At 70.9% G+C, this 14807-nt stretch carries 12 protein-coding genes; 8 read left to right on the top strand and 4 right to left on the bottom strand.

Annotated features, from left to right (window positions below; translation table 11 throughout):
* Positions 1-7: 7 nt before the first annotated feature.
* Together IG05_RS0110270 and IG05_RS0110265 are read left to right on the top strand one after the other, a co-directional pair.
* The gene (locus tag IG05_RS0110270; protein ID WP_030341257.1) at positions 8-1150 is read left to right on the top strand and encodes a DUF475 domain-containing protein; all 1143 of its coding nucleotides are present in this window, start codon (positions 8-10) and stop codon (positions 1148-1150) included.
* Positions 1151-1238: 88 nt separating this feature from the next.
* Positions 1239-1976: a TerD family protein gene (locus IG05_RS0110265; protein ID WP_030341255.1), complete on the top strand. Its 738-nt coding sequence runs from the start codon at positions 1239-1241 to the stop codon at positions 1974-1976.
* Between the two features lie 27 nt (positions 1977-2003).
* On the opposite strand, the gene IG05_RS0110260 is transcribed toward IG05_RS0110265, so the two are convergent.
* A complete protein-coding gene (locus IG05_RS0110260; RefSeq protein ID WP_030341253.1) occupies positions 2004-2750 on the bottom strand; it encodes a TerD family protein in 747 nt (248 codons plus the stop codon).
* Between the two features lie 174 nt (positions 2751-2924).
* Between IG05_RS0110260 and IG05_RS0110255 the strand changes: the two genes are divergently transcribed.
* From IG05_RS0110255 to IG05_RS0110245, 3 genes are read left to right on the top strand one after another with little or no spacing between them, the layout of a single operon-like run.
* A complete protein-coding gene (locus IG05_RS0110255) occupies positions 2925-4091 on the top strand; it encodes an HpcH/HpaI aldolase/citrate lyase family protein (RefSeq protein WP_030341252.1) in 1167 nt (388 codons plus the stop codon).
* A gap of 27 nt (positions 4092-4118) precedes the next feature.
* Positions 4119-6563: a phosphoribosyltransferase gene (locus tag IG05_RS0110250; RefSeq protein WP_030341250.1), complete on the top strand. Its 2445-nt coding sequence runs from the start codon at positions 4119-4121 to the stop codon at positions 6561-6563.
* On the top strand, positions 6563-7375 hold the full coding sequence (locus IG05_RS0110245) for a hypothetical protein (protein WP_030341248.1): 813 nt from the start codon (positions 6563-6565) through the stop codon (positions 7373-7375). The genes IG05_RS0110250 and IG05_RS0110245 overlap by 1 nt, the downstream gene beginning before the upstream one ends.
* Positions 7376-7477: 102 nt before the next feature.
* Here the strand turns inward: IG05_RS0110245 and IG05_RS44845 are convergent, their stop codons facing one another.
* Positions 7478-7699, bottom strand: a complete 222-nt coding sequence (locus IG05_RS44845; protein WP_078894020.1) for an FmdB family zinc ribbon protein — start codon at positions 7697-7699, stop codon at positions 7478-7480.
* Positions 7700-7909: 210 nt separating this feature from the next.
* On the opposite strand from IG05_RS44845, the gene IG05_RS0110235 reads away from it, so the two are divergent.
* The 3 genes from IG05_RS0110235 (at position 7910) to IG05_RS0110225 (ending at position 12721) form a co-directional block, all read left to right on the top strand.
* On the top strand, positions 7910-10096 hold the full coding sequence (locus tag IG05_RS0110235) for a transglycosylase domain-containing protein (protein ID WP_234335820.1): 2187 nt from the start codon (positions 7910-7912) through the stop codon (positions 10094-10096).
* A 42-nt stretch (positions 10097-10138) separates the two neighbouring features.
* Positions 10139-11431, top strand: coding sequence for a hypothetical protein (locus tag IG05_RS0110230; protein WP_030341244.1), 1293 nt, complete (start codon positions 10139-10141; stop codon positions 11429-11431).
* A gap of 186 nt (positions 11432-11617) precedes the next feature.
* Positions 11618-12721 (top strand): amidase domain-containing protein, encoded by a 1104-nt coding sequence (locus IG05_RS0110225; RefSeq protein WP_037813529.1) that lies wholly within the window; start codon positions 11618-11620, stop codon positions 12719-12721.
* Here IG05_RS0110225 and IG05_RS0110220 read toward each other — a convergent pair.
* Positions 12709-13320, bottom strand: a complete 612-nt coding sequence (locus IG05_RS0110220; protein ID WP_030341241.1) for a DUF4383 domain-containing protein — start codon at positions 13318-13320, stop codon at positions 12709-12711. The genes IG05_RS0110225 and IG05_RS0110220 overlap by 13 nt on opposite strands.
* Positions 13321-13409: 89 nt before the next feature.
* Positions 13410-14804: a hypothetical protein gene (locus tag IG05_RS0110215; RefSeq protein WP_030341240.1), complete on the bottom strand. Its 1395-nt coding sequence runs from the start codon at positions 14802-14804 to the stop codon at positions 13410-13412.
* Between the last annotated feature and the right edge of the window lie 3 nt (positions 14805-14807).

Here is a 14807-nt window from a genome sequence, read left to right as displayed (position 1 = left end):
GTAGCCAGTGCTTCTGAAAACCTTCGGCTGGTCGTTCGCGGTCACCGCGCTCGGCCTGGTCGCGGCGGCGTTCTACGGGGGGTGGACCGCCTTCGGGATCGTGGCGATCCTCGCCGTCCTGGAGATCTCGCTGTCCTTCGACAACGCGGTCGTCAACGCCGGAATCCTGAAGAAGATGAGCGCCTTCTGGCAGAAGATCTTCCTCACGGTCGGTGTTCTCATCGCCGTCTTCGGCATGCGGCTGGTCTTCCCCGTCGTCATCGTCGCGATCAGCGCCAAGATGGGCCCGATCGAGGCCGTCGACCTCGCGCTCAACAACAAGGACCGCTACCAGCAGCTGGTGACCGACGCCCACCCGGCGATCGCCGCCTTCGGCGGCATGTTCCTGCTGATGATCTTCCTCGACTTCATCTTCGAGGACCGGGACATCCAGTGGCTGCGCTGGATCGAGCGGCCCCTGGCCAAGCTCGGCAAGGTCGACATGCTGTCGGTCTGCATCGCCCTGATCGTCCTGCTGATCACGTCCTTCACCTTCGCCACCCACGCCCACCAGCACGGCGGCGTCCACGTCGACAAGGCGCAGACGGTCCTGATCGCCGGAATCGCCGGCCTGATCACCTACATGGTCGTCGGCGGCCTCTCCGGCTACTTCGAGGACAAGCTGGAGGAAGAGGAGGAGCGCGAGCACGAGGAGGAGGAAGAGGCCGCCCGCAGCGGCAAGCAGAAGCCCGCGATCGTCCTGGCCGGCCAGGCCGCGTTCTTCATGTTCCTCTACCTGGAGGTCCTGGACGCGTCCTTCTCCTTCGACGGCGTCATCGGCGCCTTCGCCATCACCAACGACATCGTCCTGATGGCCCTCGGCCTCGGCATCGGCGCGATGTACGTCCGGTCGCTCACGGTCTACCTGGTCCGCCAGGGCACCCTCGACGACTACGTCTACCTGGAGCACGGCGCCCACTACGCCATCGGCGCCCTCGCCGTGATCCTCATGGTCACCATCCAGCACGAGATCAACGAGGTCGTCACCGGTCTCGTCGGCGTCGTCCTGATCGCCTGGTCCTTCTTCTCCTCCGTCCGCCGCAACCGCGCCCTGGCCGCGGCGGGGGAAGAGGGCACCGACGAGAAGGCCGAGGTCTCCTCCGGGGTGTGACGGCCCGGACGGTGAGGAACGCTTCGAACGGGGCGGCCGGCACGGCCGGCCGCCCCGTCGGCGTCACAACGGGTACCTGGGGGCGGGAATGGGATTCTTCGACGGACTGCTGGGCGGGCGCGCCGCCGACTTCGACTCGGGCAACGCCTCGACCAACGCCATCGAACTGACCAGGCGGCACCAGGCGGTGTCCCTCACCCGGCAGGAGGCGGCCACCGGCCACCTGCGCGTGAACCTCTCCTGGCGGATGCGGACCTCCGACTTCGACCCGACCCAGCGCACCAGCCTGTTCCGGCACCCCTTCAGGGCCCTGAAGCCGCCGGAGGTCCTCGGTCACGGCCAGAGCATGGTCAACGTCGACCTCGACCTGGGCTGTCTGTACGAGCTGACCGACGGCACCAAGGGGGTCGTACAGCCCCTCGGCGGCTATCTCGGCGACGTCAACGCACCGCCGTACATCAAACTCAGCGGGGACGACCGGTTCGGCTCGGCGTCCGGCGAGACGATGTACGTCAACCTCGACCACCGCGACGCCCTGAAGCGGCTGCTGGTCTTCGTCTACATCTACGACCAGACCCCCGCCTTCGACCGTACCCACGCCGTCGTCACCCTGTACCCCAGCAACGGCCCCCGCATCGAGATAGGCCTCGACGAACGCCACCCGCAGGCCCGCTCCTGCGCCGTCGTCATGATCGAGAACGTCAAGGGCGAACTGATCGTCCGCCGCGAGGTCAAGTTCGTCTACGGCTTCCAGGGCGAACTCGACCGCCTCTACGGCTGGGGCCTCCAGTGGGGCAGGGGCTACAAGACCAAGGCGGACAGGTGAGGCGCCCCGGCAGGAGCGCGGGACGCCCTACCGCCCGATGAACTGCGGCCCCTGCGGCGGCAGCCGGAAGTAGGCGTCCCCCGCCCCGGCCGCCGGCGCCTGCATCGGCTGCGGGTAGCCGTACGCGGGCGGCTGCGCCGGCACCGAGGCCGTCGGCGGCTCCGGGGGCGTCGGCTGCTCGGGAGGCAACGGCCCGGACGACGTCGGGTCGGCCGGGGGCTCGGCCCCCTCCGACTCGTCCACCGAGATACCGAAGTCCGTGGCGAGCCCCTTCAGCCCGTTCGAGTAGCCCTCGCCCAGCGCCCGGAACTTCCAGCCATCCCCGCGCCGGTACAGCTCACCGCAGATCAGCGCCGTCTCCGCGCCGGTCTCCGGCTTGATCTCGAACGTGGCCAGCGGCTCCCCGCCGGCGACCGCCGCGTCGTACAGCAGGATGCACAGCGCCGGCACCCGGTCGAAGGCGACCCCGTCCGCGGAGGCGACCAGCAGGATCCGGCCGACCCCCGGCTCCACGGCCAGGAGGTCCGCCTGGATCGTGTCCGTCAGCCCCTCGGCGACCCGCTTCTTGCCGAGCCGCCACACCTTCCCGGAAGGGTGCCGGGGCTGGTTGTAGAAGACGAAGTCCTCGTCGGAGCGCACACGGCCGCCGGGGCCCAGCAGGAGCGCCGACACGTCCACGTCCGGGACGTCCTGCCCCGGCGTCCAGCGCAGCACGGCGCGCACCGTGGTGGCCTCCAGCGGGACGTTCGACCCCTTCAGCATCGCGTGCGTCATGCGGTCATCCTGCCCTCTCGGTCCTGGTCACGACAATGCGGGGGGTGGGCGCCGACACGGGTGGGTTACCGGAAGTTCATGCCCGAAGGGAACTCCGGACATGGGTCCCTACGTACTATTACCGGCCACCCTTTACCGAATCCAGAGGATCGGCTCGCGCTCCGAGGGAGTCCTATGCGTCATTTCGGGCACATCGCCCCCGAGGTGCGGCAGCGCCTCTTCCATCAGGAGCCGTGCGCGTTCACCGCCGGCTCTCCGGCCCGGCTGCTCTCCGCGGCCCTGGGCGCCACGCTGTACAGCCCGGCCACCCGGCCGCGGCTCGCCGACGACATCGTCAAACAGGCGGCCGGCGGCGTGGTCTCGATGGTGCTGTGCCTGGAGGACTCGATCGACGACGCGGACGTCGGGGCCGGCGAGGAAAACCTCGTCCGGCAGTTCGCCGGCCTCGCCGCCCGGACCGGGGCGGAGCCGCCCCTGCTGTTCATCCGGGTCCGCACCCCCGAGCAGATACCGGACCTGGTCCGCCGCCTCGGCCCGTCCGTGCGCCTGCTGTCGGGATTCGTGCTGCCCAAGTTCACCGAGGAACGCGGCATCCCCTTCCTGGAGGCCCTCACCACCGCCGAGCGGGCCTGCGGCCGGCGGCTCTTCGCCATGCCCGTCCTGGAGTCCCCCGAGCTGCTCTACCGCGAGTCGCGGGTGGAGACCCTGGAGGGCATCTTCCGCGCGGTCGACAAGTACCGCGACCGGGTCCTGGCCCTCCGCCTCGGCGTGACCGACTTCTGCTCCTCCTACGGACTGCGCCGCGCCCCCGACATGACGGCGTACGACGTCCAGATCGTCGCCTCCGTGATCGCCGACGTGGTGAACATGCTGGGCCGCGCCGACGGCACCGGCTTCACCGTCACCGGCCCGGTCTGGGAGTACTTCCGCGTGCCCGAGCGCATGTTCAAGCCGCAGCTCCGGCAGAGCCCCTTCCTCCAGATGCAGGCCGTCGAGCTGCGCGAGAAGCTGATCGAACACGCCATGGACGGACTGCTCCGGGAGATCTCCCTCGACCAGGCCAACGGTCTGCTCGGCAAGACCTGCATCCACCCCTCCCACGTCCTGCCCGTGCACGCGCTCTCCGTGGTCAGCCACGAGGAGTTCAGCGACGCCCAGGACATCCTGCGGCCGGAACGCGGCGGCGGGGGTGTACTCCGGTCGGCCTACACGAACAAGATGAACGAAGTGAAACCGCACCGCGCCTGGGCGGAGCGGACCCTGCTGCGCGCCGAGGTGTTCGGCGTCGCCAACGAGGACGTCGGTTTCGTGGAACTGCTCGCCGCCGGCATACCCGGCTGAACCTTTCGCCACCTCTCCAAGGAACGCATGAACAACGCAGTGAACGACGGGGTCTGGTCCGGCAGCTGGGTCGCCGAGCGGCTCGGGGTCGGGCTCGTGGGGGACGACGCGCTGCCGGCGCTGCTCGGGCTCGCCCTGCGGCGCAACCCCAAGCGGGCGCACCTGCTGGTCTCCAACGTCCTCGGCAAGCACGTGCCGCAGTCGCCGGCCGTGGTCTACGACCACGGGTTCCGGCTCGGCCGACGGGCCGCCGCGCTGCTCGGCCCGGACGACGCGGGGGCCGCCGTCGTCCTCGGGTACGCGGAGACCGCGACGGGACTGGGGCACGCGGTCGCCGACGGACTCGGCGCGGTGCCGTACCTGCACTCCACCCGGCGGCCGGTCCCCGGGGTCGCCCCGGCGGGCGGCTTCGAGGAGTCGCACTCCCACGCCACGTCGCACCTGCTGCTGCCCGAGGACCCGGGGCTGCTGGCCGGGGACGGGCCGCTGGTGCTGGTGGACGACGAGTTCTCGACCGGTAACACCGTGCTCAACACCATCCGTGACCTGCACCAGCGGTATCCGCGCCGGCGCTATGTGGTGGTGGCCCTGATCGACATGCGGTCGGCCGAGGACTCCGGCCGGCTGGAGCGGTTCGCGCGGGAGACCGGGGCGCGGGTGGATCTCGTCGCCGCCGCGTCCGGCACCGTGCTGCTGCCGGAGCGGGTGCTGGAGAAGGGGCAGGAACTGGTGGCTCGCTACGAGTCCGCCGGAGGCGGGCCGAGTGCGGCGCCACAGCCGGGGACCGTCACCAGGGTCGGCCTGGGCTGGCCCGCGGGTCTCCCCGACGGCGGGCGGCACGGTTTCACCCCCGCCCACCGGGCCCGGCTCGAAGCGGCGCTCCCCGCCATGGCCGGGCGCGTACGCGACGCCCTGCCCGCCGGTGCCCGCCGCGTCCTCGTCCTCGGCTTCGAGGAGCTGATGTACGCCCCGCTGCGGCTCGCCCGGGAGCTGGAGCAGGGGGTGGACGCCGAGGTGCGGTTCTCCACCACCACCCGTTCGCCGGTCCTCGCGGTGGACGACCCCGGTTACGCGATCCGCACCCGCCTGGTCTTCCCCGCCCACGACGACCCGGCCGACGGCCCCGGCGAGCGGTACGCCTACAACGTGGCCGGCGCCGGCTTCGACGCCGTCGTCGCCGTGGTCGACTCCGCCGCCGACACCCCCGCCCTGCACGCGCCCGACGGCCTGCTCGCCCGCCTCGCCGCGCACGTCCCGCACGTCCTGCTCGCGGTCGTACCGTCGTACGTCCCGCATGCTCCCGAAAGGCCGGTCATGCTCCCCGAGCCCCTCCGTGGCCCCGCATTCTCCTCGTACGCACCGGAGGAGGTCGGCTGGCTGCTCCAGGACCTGTCCGACGTGACCCTGGAGGCGCCGACGGAGGAGCGGGAGGAGGCCATCCAGAGCGGCGGCGCGCACTACGCCGAGTCGCTGCCGGTGGAGTACCAGCCCAGCGAGCAGTACCAGCAGCTGTTCCACGCGGCGCTCGACGCGTCGGCCGCGCGGCTCGCGCGGGCCGTCGGTGTCGTCACCGAGACCGTCGTCACCGAGCGTTCGCCCCGGCCCGTACTGGTCTCCCTGGCCCGGGCGGGCACCCCGGTCGGGATCCTGATGCGCCGCTGGGCGCGGTTCCGGCACGGCCTGGAACTCCCGCACTACGCCGTGTCGATCGTGCGCGGCCGGGGCATCGACGCCAACGCGCTGCGCTGGCTCGCCGACCGGCACGACCCCCGGGACGTCGTCTTCGTCGACGGCTGGACCGGCAAGGGCGCGATCAGCCGTGAACTCGCCGAAGCGATCCGGGAGTTCGAGCGGAAGGAGGGCGTCACCGGGTTCGACCCGGAGATCGCAGTCCTGGCCGACCCCGGCTTCTGCGTGCGCACCTACGGCACCCGCGAGGACTTCCTCATCCCCTCCGCCTGCCTCAACTCCACCGTCTCCGGCCTGATCTCGCGCACGGTCCTGCGCGCCGACCTGGTCGGCCCGCACGACTTCCACGGCGCCAAGTTCTACCGCGAACTCGCCGGCACGGACGTCTCCGTGGCCTTCCTCGACGCCGTCTCCGCGCGCTTCCCCGAGGTGGCCGACGGCGTGGACAGCGCGGTGAAGGAGCTGCTGGCCGCGGACCGCACCCCGACCTGGGCGGGCTGGCGGGCGGTCGAGCGGATCAGCGAGGAGTACGGCATCCACGACGTCAACCTCGTCAAGCCCGGCGTCGGCGAGACCACCCGGGTGCTGCTGCGCCGGGTGCCGTGGAAGATCCTGGCGCGGGCCGGCGCGGGCACCGACCTGGACCATGTGCGGCTGCTCGCCGAGCAGCGCGGGGTACCGGTGGAGGAGGTCGGCGACCTGCCGTACACCTGCGTCGGCCTGATCCACCCCCGGTACACGCGGGGCGCCACGGGCGCCGACGGCAAGGCGGTGAACGTCTGATGCCGGTGCTGGTGGCGAGCGATCTCGACCGTACGCTGATCTACTCCTCGGCGGCCCTCGCGCTGACCATGCCGGACGCGCGGGCGCCCCGGCTGCTGTGTGTGGAGGTGCACGAGGCCAAGCCGCTGTCCTACATGACGGAGACCGCGGCCCAGCTGCTGACCGACCTCGGGGACGCGGCCGTGTTCGTGCCGACGACGACCCGGACGCGCAAGCAGTACCAGCGCATCAACCTGCCGGGCCCGCCGCCGGCGTACGCGATCTGCGCCAACGGCGGGCACCTGCTGGTCGACGGGGTCACCGACGCCGGCTGGCACGCGCGCGTCCAGGCCCGGCTCGCCGACGAGTGCGCGCCGCTGGCGGAGGTCGGCGAGCACCTGCTGCGTTCCGCCGACCCGGTGTGGGTGCGCAAGCACCGGACCGCCGAGGACCTGTTCGCCTACCTGGTGGTGGAGCGTGAGCTGCTGCCCGGGGACTGGGTGAAGGAGCTGGCGGTGTGGGCGGAGAACCGCGGCTGGACGGTGTCCCTGCAGGGCCGCAAGCTCTACGCCGTACCGAAGCCGCTCACCAAGAGCGCGGCCGTCCGCGAGGTCGCCCGGCGCACCGGCGCGGAGCTGACCCTGGCCGCCGGTGACTCCCTGCTCGACGCCGACCTGCTCCTCGCCGCCGACCGCGGCTGGCGCCCGGCCCACGGCGAACTGGCCGACTCGGGCTGGACGGCCCCGGCCATCACCGCTCTCCCGGAACGGGGCGTCCTGGCGGGCGAGCGGATCCTGCGGGAGTTCCTGAGAGCGGTACGGCAGCCGGCCTGAGGGGCGCGGGGCTGTGTCCGTTGCGCGGCTGCGCCGCGGGGCGCGACCGACCAGGGCGGCCCCGCGCTCACCGGACGGCGTTCCCGGCACCCCCGTAGGCGGCTAACCGCAGCACCCTCCGCCACAACAGCCGCCCCCGCCTGCCCTCGGCGAAGGCGCGGGCGCGGACGTGGCGTTCGACACGCCCACCGCCACGGTCGACAGGAGCTTCACCGTGTCGTCGTGCCCTGCGGGGCACGACGCGGGGGCGGCGGACTGGGCCATGGGCCGACTGAGTTCGAACGTGTCGCCGCAGGTCCGGCAGCGGTACTCGTAACGAGGCATGCGTCCAGGTTAGCCGTCAAGGCCCGGTCGGCGGCGTCTCAATGTTTCATGAGTGTTGCTTTCTATCCGGCATATGTGCAGGGCATTCGAAAACGTTACTGATAATTTGTGAACGCCGTTGCGAGGATGCTCAGCTCACCCGCGCGAGCAAGACCGAGTGCGGAGGGAGACGCAGGCGTGACCAATGCGTCGCAGGGGGAGGACGGCCCCATGGGGGGTGGCCGTGGCGAGAAGCCGTTGGGCGCCGACGAGACGCTGCATCTGAGAGTCGACGCCCTCAGGGCGGACGAGACCATGCAGCTGCGCGTCCCGCCACCACCGGAGCCATCCGCTCCGGAGGGCGGCCGGGCCGAGCGCCGGCGCAGCGCGCGCTCCGCCGGGCGGGAGCAGGCCGCGAGCGCGGCCGTGCAGGCGGCCGGCCGCGTGCTGGCCCCGCTGGCCCCGTACGCGCGCCGCCTGGCCCCTTACGCGCGCCGTCTGAAACCGGTCTACCCGCGGCCCGGCCGCACCGGCTGGCGCCGCTGGATACCCTCCTGGCGCCAGTGGACAGGCGCCACCCTGACCTCGTTCGGTCTGCTGAGCGCGTTCCTCGTCACCGCGTACGCCATGACGGACATACCGGATAACCTCAACTCGTACGCCACCCAGCAGGACAACGTCTACTTCTGGTCCGACGGCACGCCCATGGCCCGGACCGGCTGGGTGCAGCGCCAGGCGATGCCGCTGAAGGACATACCCGAGGACGTCCGCTGGGCGGTGCTCGCGGCCGAGAACGAGAGCTTCTACTCGGACCCCGGCATATCCGCCAAGGGCATCACCCGCGCGGTGTTCCGCACGCTGGGCCAGGGGGACACCGAGGGTGGATCGACCATCACCCAACAATACGTAAAAAACGTTTATCTCACCCAAAATCAGACGATCAGTCGTAAATTCACCGAGGCGATGATCGCCCTCAAGCTCGACAACAAGATGAGCAAGGACCAGATCCTCGAGGGCTATCTCAACACCAGCTGGTTCGGCCGCGGCAGCTACGGCATCCAGCGCGCCGCCCAGGCGTACTACGGCAAGGACGTCGGCAAGCTCAACGCCTCCGAGGCGGCCATGCTCGCCGGACTGCTCAAGGGCGCCGGCCTGTACGACCCCACGCTCGGCAAGGCCAACCACGCCCGGGCCGCCGAACGCTGGTCCTGGATCCTCGACCGCATGGTCAAGATCGGCAAGCTGTCGCCGCAGGAACGGGCCAAGTACACCAAGTTCCCCGAACCGCTCAAGAGCAACCCGCTGTACAACACCGGCGCGCAGAGCGACTACCTGGTGGAACTCGCCTCCCAGTACGCCAAGAAGTCCGGACACCTGACGGACAAGCAGTTCGACCTCGGCGGCTACCAGATCTACACGACCTTCGACCGCAAGCGGGAGAAGGCCCTCACCGACGCCGTCACCAAGGCCCGCAAGCAGGCCGGGCACGACAACCCGGCCGCGGCCGGGGACGGCCACTACGGCGCCGCCTCGGTGGCCCCGGACGGCCGGATCCTCGCCGTCTACGGCGGCCCCGACCACCGCAAGCAGGGCTACAACGAGTCCAACGCCACCACCGTCCCGGCCGGCACCGCCTTCACCCCGTTCGTCTACGCGGCCGGACTCGAACACGGCGTGCACAAGACCCGCGGCGGACCCGCCACCCCCGTCACCCCGGACAGCGTCTACGACGGCGACGACGGCGTGCCCGTCACCACGCCCGAGGGGCCGTACTGGGACCGCAGCGGCAAGAAGGTCTCCGCCCACAACGACGGCGGCAGGTCGTACGGACAGATATCCCTGCGCGAGGCGCTCGCCAAGTCGGTGAACACCCCCTTCATGCAGCTCGGCATGGACACCGGCTTGGAGAAGGTGCGCCAGACCGCCGAGGCCTCCGGACTGCTGCCCTCCAGCTTCGGCCCCCAGGTGCCCGCCCTCTCCCTGGGCAACTCCACGCCCAGCGCGATCCGGATGGCCAGCGGCTACGCCACCTTCGCCGCCGGCGGCACCCACACCGAGCCGTACTCGGTGCGCCGCATCACCCGCAACGGCTCCCCGGTCCCGCTGGCCACCCCGCGACCCAAGCGCGCGATCGGCGCGAAGGTGGCCGAGCAGGTCACCGAGGCGCTGACCGACTCCTTCAGCACCGCCCACCCCGAGGCGGCCGGACGGACGGGGGTGTCCGGGAAGGCCGGCACCACCGAGAAGGACACCGCCGCCTGGTACGTCGGCACGGCCGACTCCGTGTCCACCGCGATCGTCGTCTACCGGATCGACCTGGCCAAGTCCCTGGAGCCCCTGCCACTCAAGGGCCTGGCCGGCACATCCGCCCACAGCGTCCCGTATGCCCTCTGGTCGGCAGCGACGGGCCTCGGCTGAGCCGGACCCGTGCACCCTTCCCTCCCGCAGAATGAGCCGCGCATGCCCCGCAAGATGTCGTCCTCAGGCCGCCGTCGAGCCGCCCGCCGCAGTACACCCCGCGCCACCCGGCCGCAGATCCTGACGCTGGCCGCCCTCCTCGTCGTGGCCTCGCTGGTGGCCGGCTTCCTGGCGCTGTCCGGCACCGACAGCAGCGGAACCCCGGCCGGCGCCGCGGGCAAGAAGCCCACCACCGCGCCGAAGACCAGCCCGACCCCGCAATGGGACGGACGCACCAAGGTCCTCGGCGACGGCTCCACCTCCTACACCGGCCCGCAGAAGAACCAGCTGAAGCCGGTCCCCCTCAAACCCGGTGAGAAGCCACCCCAGTTCGTCGTCTTCTCCTGGGACGGCGCCCTGGAGGGCAGCGACCACCTGTTCTCGCACTACCGCGAGCTGGCCCAGCAGTACAACGCCCACATGACCTTCTTCCTCACCGGCATCTACCTGCTGCCCAAGAGCAAGAAGGCGCTCTACCACGGCCCCATGCACTCCCCGGGCGACGCCGCGATCGACTACGCCACCGACGACCACATCCGCACCACCGTGGAACAGCTGGGCAAGGCGTACCAGGACGGCAACGAGATCGGCACCCACTTCAACGGCCACTTCTGCGGGGCCAAGGGCGGCGGCGACTGGAGCGTGAAGGAGTGGAAGAGCGAGATCGACCAGTTCTACTCCTTCGTCGAGCGCTGGAAGACCAACACCGGCTTCAAGGACCTCCCGCCGCTGCCCTTCGACTTCAAGAAGGAGGTCGCCGGCGGCCGGGCACCCTGCCTGGAGGGCCAGCCGAACCTGCTGAAGGCCATCAAGGACTACGGCTGGCGCTACGACGCCAGTTCCCCCGGCGACTTCCAGATATGGCCCTCGAAGAAGAACGGCATATGGGACTTCCCGCTCCAGATGCTGCCCTACGAGAGCGGCAAGTACCAGGGCCTGTCCATGGACTTCAACTTCCTCTACAACCAGTCCGACGGCGAGACCCAGGGCGACGCCGCCAAGTTCCCCCAGTGGGAACAGCAGACCGTCGACTCCTACATGGCCGGCTTCAACCGCGTCTACTACGGCAGCCGGGCCCCGCTGTTCATCGGCAACCACTTCGAGGACTGGAACGGCGGCATCTACATGAAGTCCATCGACCAGGTGGTCAAGAACGTCTGCACCAAGAAGGGCGTCAAGTGCGTCTCCTTCAAGGAACTGGCCGACTGGCTCGACGTGCAGAAGCCGCAGACCCTCGCCGCCCTGCGCACCCTCGACCCCGCCCAGTCGCCCGATTGGTCCGCCGTCGTCAAGTAACAAGTACGCGCAGGACGTTCCACTTGTGCAACCCCCTTCACATCCGCCACGCCACCCGTGGCAAGATGCCCTCGCCCGGTAGGTGTACCGGCGTAGAGGGGAACATCATTGAAATCTAGAAGACTGAGCCGTGGACGGCGCCGTACCGCCATAGTGACCGCCGCGGCCGCCTCCGTGGTCGCGGGCGTGGCGCTGGTGCCCAACTGGAGCGCGGGCGCGGCCGTGACCGACGACCCGACGGTGGACGCGGCCACCAAGGCGACCTTCCAGCGGCTGGCCGACGCGGTCTTCACCGACCGCACCCAGGCCCTCGTGGACGGCACCGGCAAGGCCGACACCCGGCACGCCTCCGGCTTCTCCGGATCCGTGCGCCTGTCCGGCGGGCAGACCCGCCAGGAGAAGTCCGCACTGGACACGCTGCGCGACCGCCGCAGCCGGCTCGCCCGGCTGGGCGAGACCTACCACGCGGGCAGCACCAAGGTCACGCTCGACGCCACCCAGGTGAAGGGCCGGCGCGCCAAGGTCGCCGTCACCGAGACCACCACGCTGGCCTACGACAAGGCGCCCGCCAAGGGCCCCAAGTCCACCGGCTTCCAGGCCCACCACGAGCTGACCTTCCAGGCCGACCGCCACGGCACCTGGCAGCTCACCGGCATCCGCGACACCGACGACGGCTACCTCGCGGTGAACCAGGTCGCCAAGCCCGCCGTCACCTCGGTGAAGGCCACCGGCGAGGACGACGGCCCGCCCTCGGCGGCCCGCTCCGCCACCACCTGGCCCGCGCCGGCCAACGCGAAGAACTTCTCCGCGACCGGCTACGACTACAAGGCCATGGTCGCGTACGCCCAGAAGTACTGGAACAACTACAACACCGACTACCCGGACTTCAACGGGCAGGGGGCCGGCGGCGACTGCACCAACTTCGTCAGCCAGGTCCTCAAGGCGGGCGGCTGGAAGCACGTACCCGGCTACACCAACGACTTCCACAAGTGGTTCGGCAACTCCCAGATCCAGTCGGACTCGTTCGTCGGCGTCAACGAGTTCTCCTGGTTCGCCCTGTCCTCCAAGCGGGCCACCAGCCTCGCCAACGTCTACCAGATGGACATCGGCGACGTGCTGCAGATGGACTTCAACCGGGACGGGTCCAAGGACCACTCGATGATCGTCACCGCCCGGGACCGCCGGGGCGTGCCGTACGTCAGCTACCACTCGACCAACACCTTCAACCGGTCGGTGGCCAGCCTCGTCGCCTCGTACCCGAACGCGGCGTTCTACGCCTACAGGACCTGACCCGGTCCCGGCTGACGCGGACCCCGCCGCTCCTGCACCTCCCGCTGTTCCCGCCGCACCGGCCCCTCCGGCCGCGCGCGCTGCTCCTGCGGGGAGATCTCGGGGTGGCGGGCCCGCCAGTACGGATTGTCGTGCGGCAGGGCATGGCCCACCCGGCCGTACATGCCGAAGGTCATCAGCACCAGGCCCACGATGAAGCTGAAGAAGACGTTCTGGATCTTGAAGGCCAGGAAATTGCTGGTCGTGTCCAGCAGGCCGAGGAACAGAAAGCCGTTCAGCAGGAACAGCACGCCGAGGACCATGTTCAGGGTCGACGCGACGTTCCCCCCGATCACCATGCCGGCCAGCAGCACCGCGCCGATGATGATCGACAGCACACTCAGCGCGCCATTGCTGTTCAGCCCGACGACCGTGTTACCGCCGATGCTGAAGAAGCCGATGTGGTTGATCACGCCCAGAATGCCGAAGACGACCAGGAAGGCACCGATCAGGCCCGCCCCGATCCGGTAGACCAGGTTCAGCCGGTGGTCGACGGGCAGGTGGTCGTCCAGCCGCATCCGCGGCCGGTCGTTCCTCGAACGCACTGCGTGTGTGGCCATGTCCGCCTCCCTCGGGCGCTAGCGGAGGCCATCCGTCCTCATCCGTCCTCTTAATATCCGCTGCCCCGCACCACCCGGCAACACGCGCGTCAGTGCCCGCCGCCGCGCTCCTCACGGATCTGCGCCACCACCCGCGCCACGGCCGCCCGCACCCCCTCCGTCTCCGTCAGGAAATGCCAGTAGTCCGGGTGCCGCCCCTCCAGCGTGCCCACCGCCCGCTCCAGCCGGGCCACCGCCTCGTCCAGCGGCCGCGCGTGCCGCGGATCGGGGGTCGTACGGCCCGTCATGGCCAGCCGCTGGGCGTCCCGGATCGCGAACCGCGTCCGCTCGATCTCCGCCTGCGGATCCTTCTGCACCGCGTTCAGCCTGCTCAGCCGGTCACCGGCGGCCGACACCGCCTCGTCCGTCGCGTTCAGCAGCGCCCGCACCGTCGACAGCAGCGACGCCGCGTCCGCCCACCGCTGGGCCTCCCGCGCCACCTGCGCCTCACCGAGCCTCAACTCGGCCTGCCGCACGTTCTCCGCGGCCTGCGCGGGCACCTGCTGCAGATCCTGCCAGCACGCGGCGGCGAACCGGCGGCGCAGCTCGCTCAGCACCGGCTCCACCTGCCCGGCCCGCGTGGTCAGCGCCTCCGCCCGGGTCCGCAGACTCACCAGCCGGTGATCGATCTCGGCCGCCCGCTCCGGCAGCCGCTCGGCCTCCGCCCTGATCGCCCCGGCCTCCCGCTGCACCCGCTCGGCCCGCTCCAGCGTCGCCGGCACCCCGTGCCGCCCGGCACCCTCGTTCAGCCGGGTCAGCTCCGGCGACAGGGCCGCCAGCCGCGCGGCCAGCTCATCGGCCCGCAGCCGCTTGTCCCGTACGGCGTCCAGGGCGTTGCTCGCCGCCAGCAACGACTGCCGGGCCCGCTCCACCGCCGGCGCCAGCCGGGCCAGCTGCGTCTCCGCCTTGCCCAGCAGCGGCCCCAGCGAGTCACCGAACCGGTCCAGCTCCTGCCGGACCCGCAGCAACTCGTCCTTGGCCCCCGTCAGCTCCGCCCGCGCCCGCGCGGCGACACCGGCCTCCAGATCGTCCCGGTCCAGGTCATGGGCGTCGACGGCCTGGATGTACCGCTGGCTGACCTCGTCGATCCGCCGGCCCAGCGCCTCGAAGTCGGAGACGGCACGCCGGGCGGCGGGGGAGTCGTCCACCGCCGCGATGGTCTCCACGGAGATCCGCAGGTCCCGCTGCGCGGTGTCGAGTTCGTAGAACGCCGTCGCCGCCGCGTCCTTCGCGGCCTGCGCGTCCGCCCGCTGGCTCTCCGCCCGCCCACCGAACCAGCGCCGCGTACCACCGCCGGCGAACGCCGCGGGCAACGCGAACGCGACCAGCACGGGCAGCCCCACCAGCACCACGGCATCCCGCAGCGGCCCCGGCCCACGCCGCCCCCGCGCGGCGGACGACGACGGGTACGGCTGTATCGCTGGCGTGCCCGGTGTCGCCGTCACATC

Source organism: Streptomyces sp. NRRL S-1022 (assembly GCF_000720135.1).
Classification (GTDB): Bacteria; Actinomycetota; Actinomycetes; order Streptomycetales; family Streptomycetaceae; genus Streptomyces.
This window is presented reverse-complemented; position numbering and strand designations above follow the sequence as displayed.

Bases quoted from the DNA above. Each gene is read 5' to 3' on its own strand.
- IG05_RS0110265 (WP_030341255.1), top strand. From the start codon at position 1,239: ATGGGATTCTTCGACGGACTGCTGGGCGGGCGCGCCGCCGACTTCGAC.
- IG05_RS0110260 (WP_030341253.1), bottom strand. From the start codon at position 2,750: ATGACGCACGCGATGCTGAAGGGGTCGAACGTCCCGCTGGAGGCCACC.
- IG05_RS0110255 (WP_030341252.1), top strand. From the start codon at position 2,925: ATGCGTCATTTCGGGCACATCGCCCCCGAGGTGCGGCAGCGCCTCTTC.
- IG05_RS0110250 (WP_030341250.1), top strand. From the start codon at position 4,119: ATGAACAACGCAGTGAACGACGGGGTCTGGTCCGGCAGCTGGGTCGCC.
- IG05_RS0110245 (WP_030341248.1), top strand. From the start codon at position 6,563: ATGCCGGTGCTGGTGGCGAGCGATCTCGACCGTACGCTGATCTACTCC.
- IG05_RS44845 (WP_078894020.1), bottom strand. From the start codon at position 7,699: ATGCCTCGTTACGAGTACCGCTGCCGGACCTGCGGCGACACGTTCGAA.
- IG05_RS0110235 (WP_234335820.1), top strand. From the start codon at position 7,910: ATGGGGGGTGGCCGTGGCGAGAAGCCGTTGGGCGCCGACGAGACGCTG.
- IG05_RS0110230 (WP_030341244.1), top strand. From the start codon at position 10,139: ATGCCCCGCAAGATGTCGTCCTCAGGCCGCCGTCGAGCCGCCCGCCGC.
- IG05_RS0110220 (WP_030341241.1), bottom strand. From the start codon at position 13,320: ATGGCCACACACGCAGTGCGTTCGAGGAACGACCGGCCGCGGATGCGG.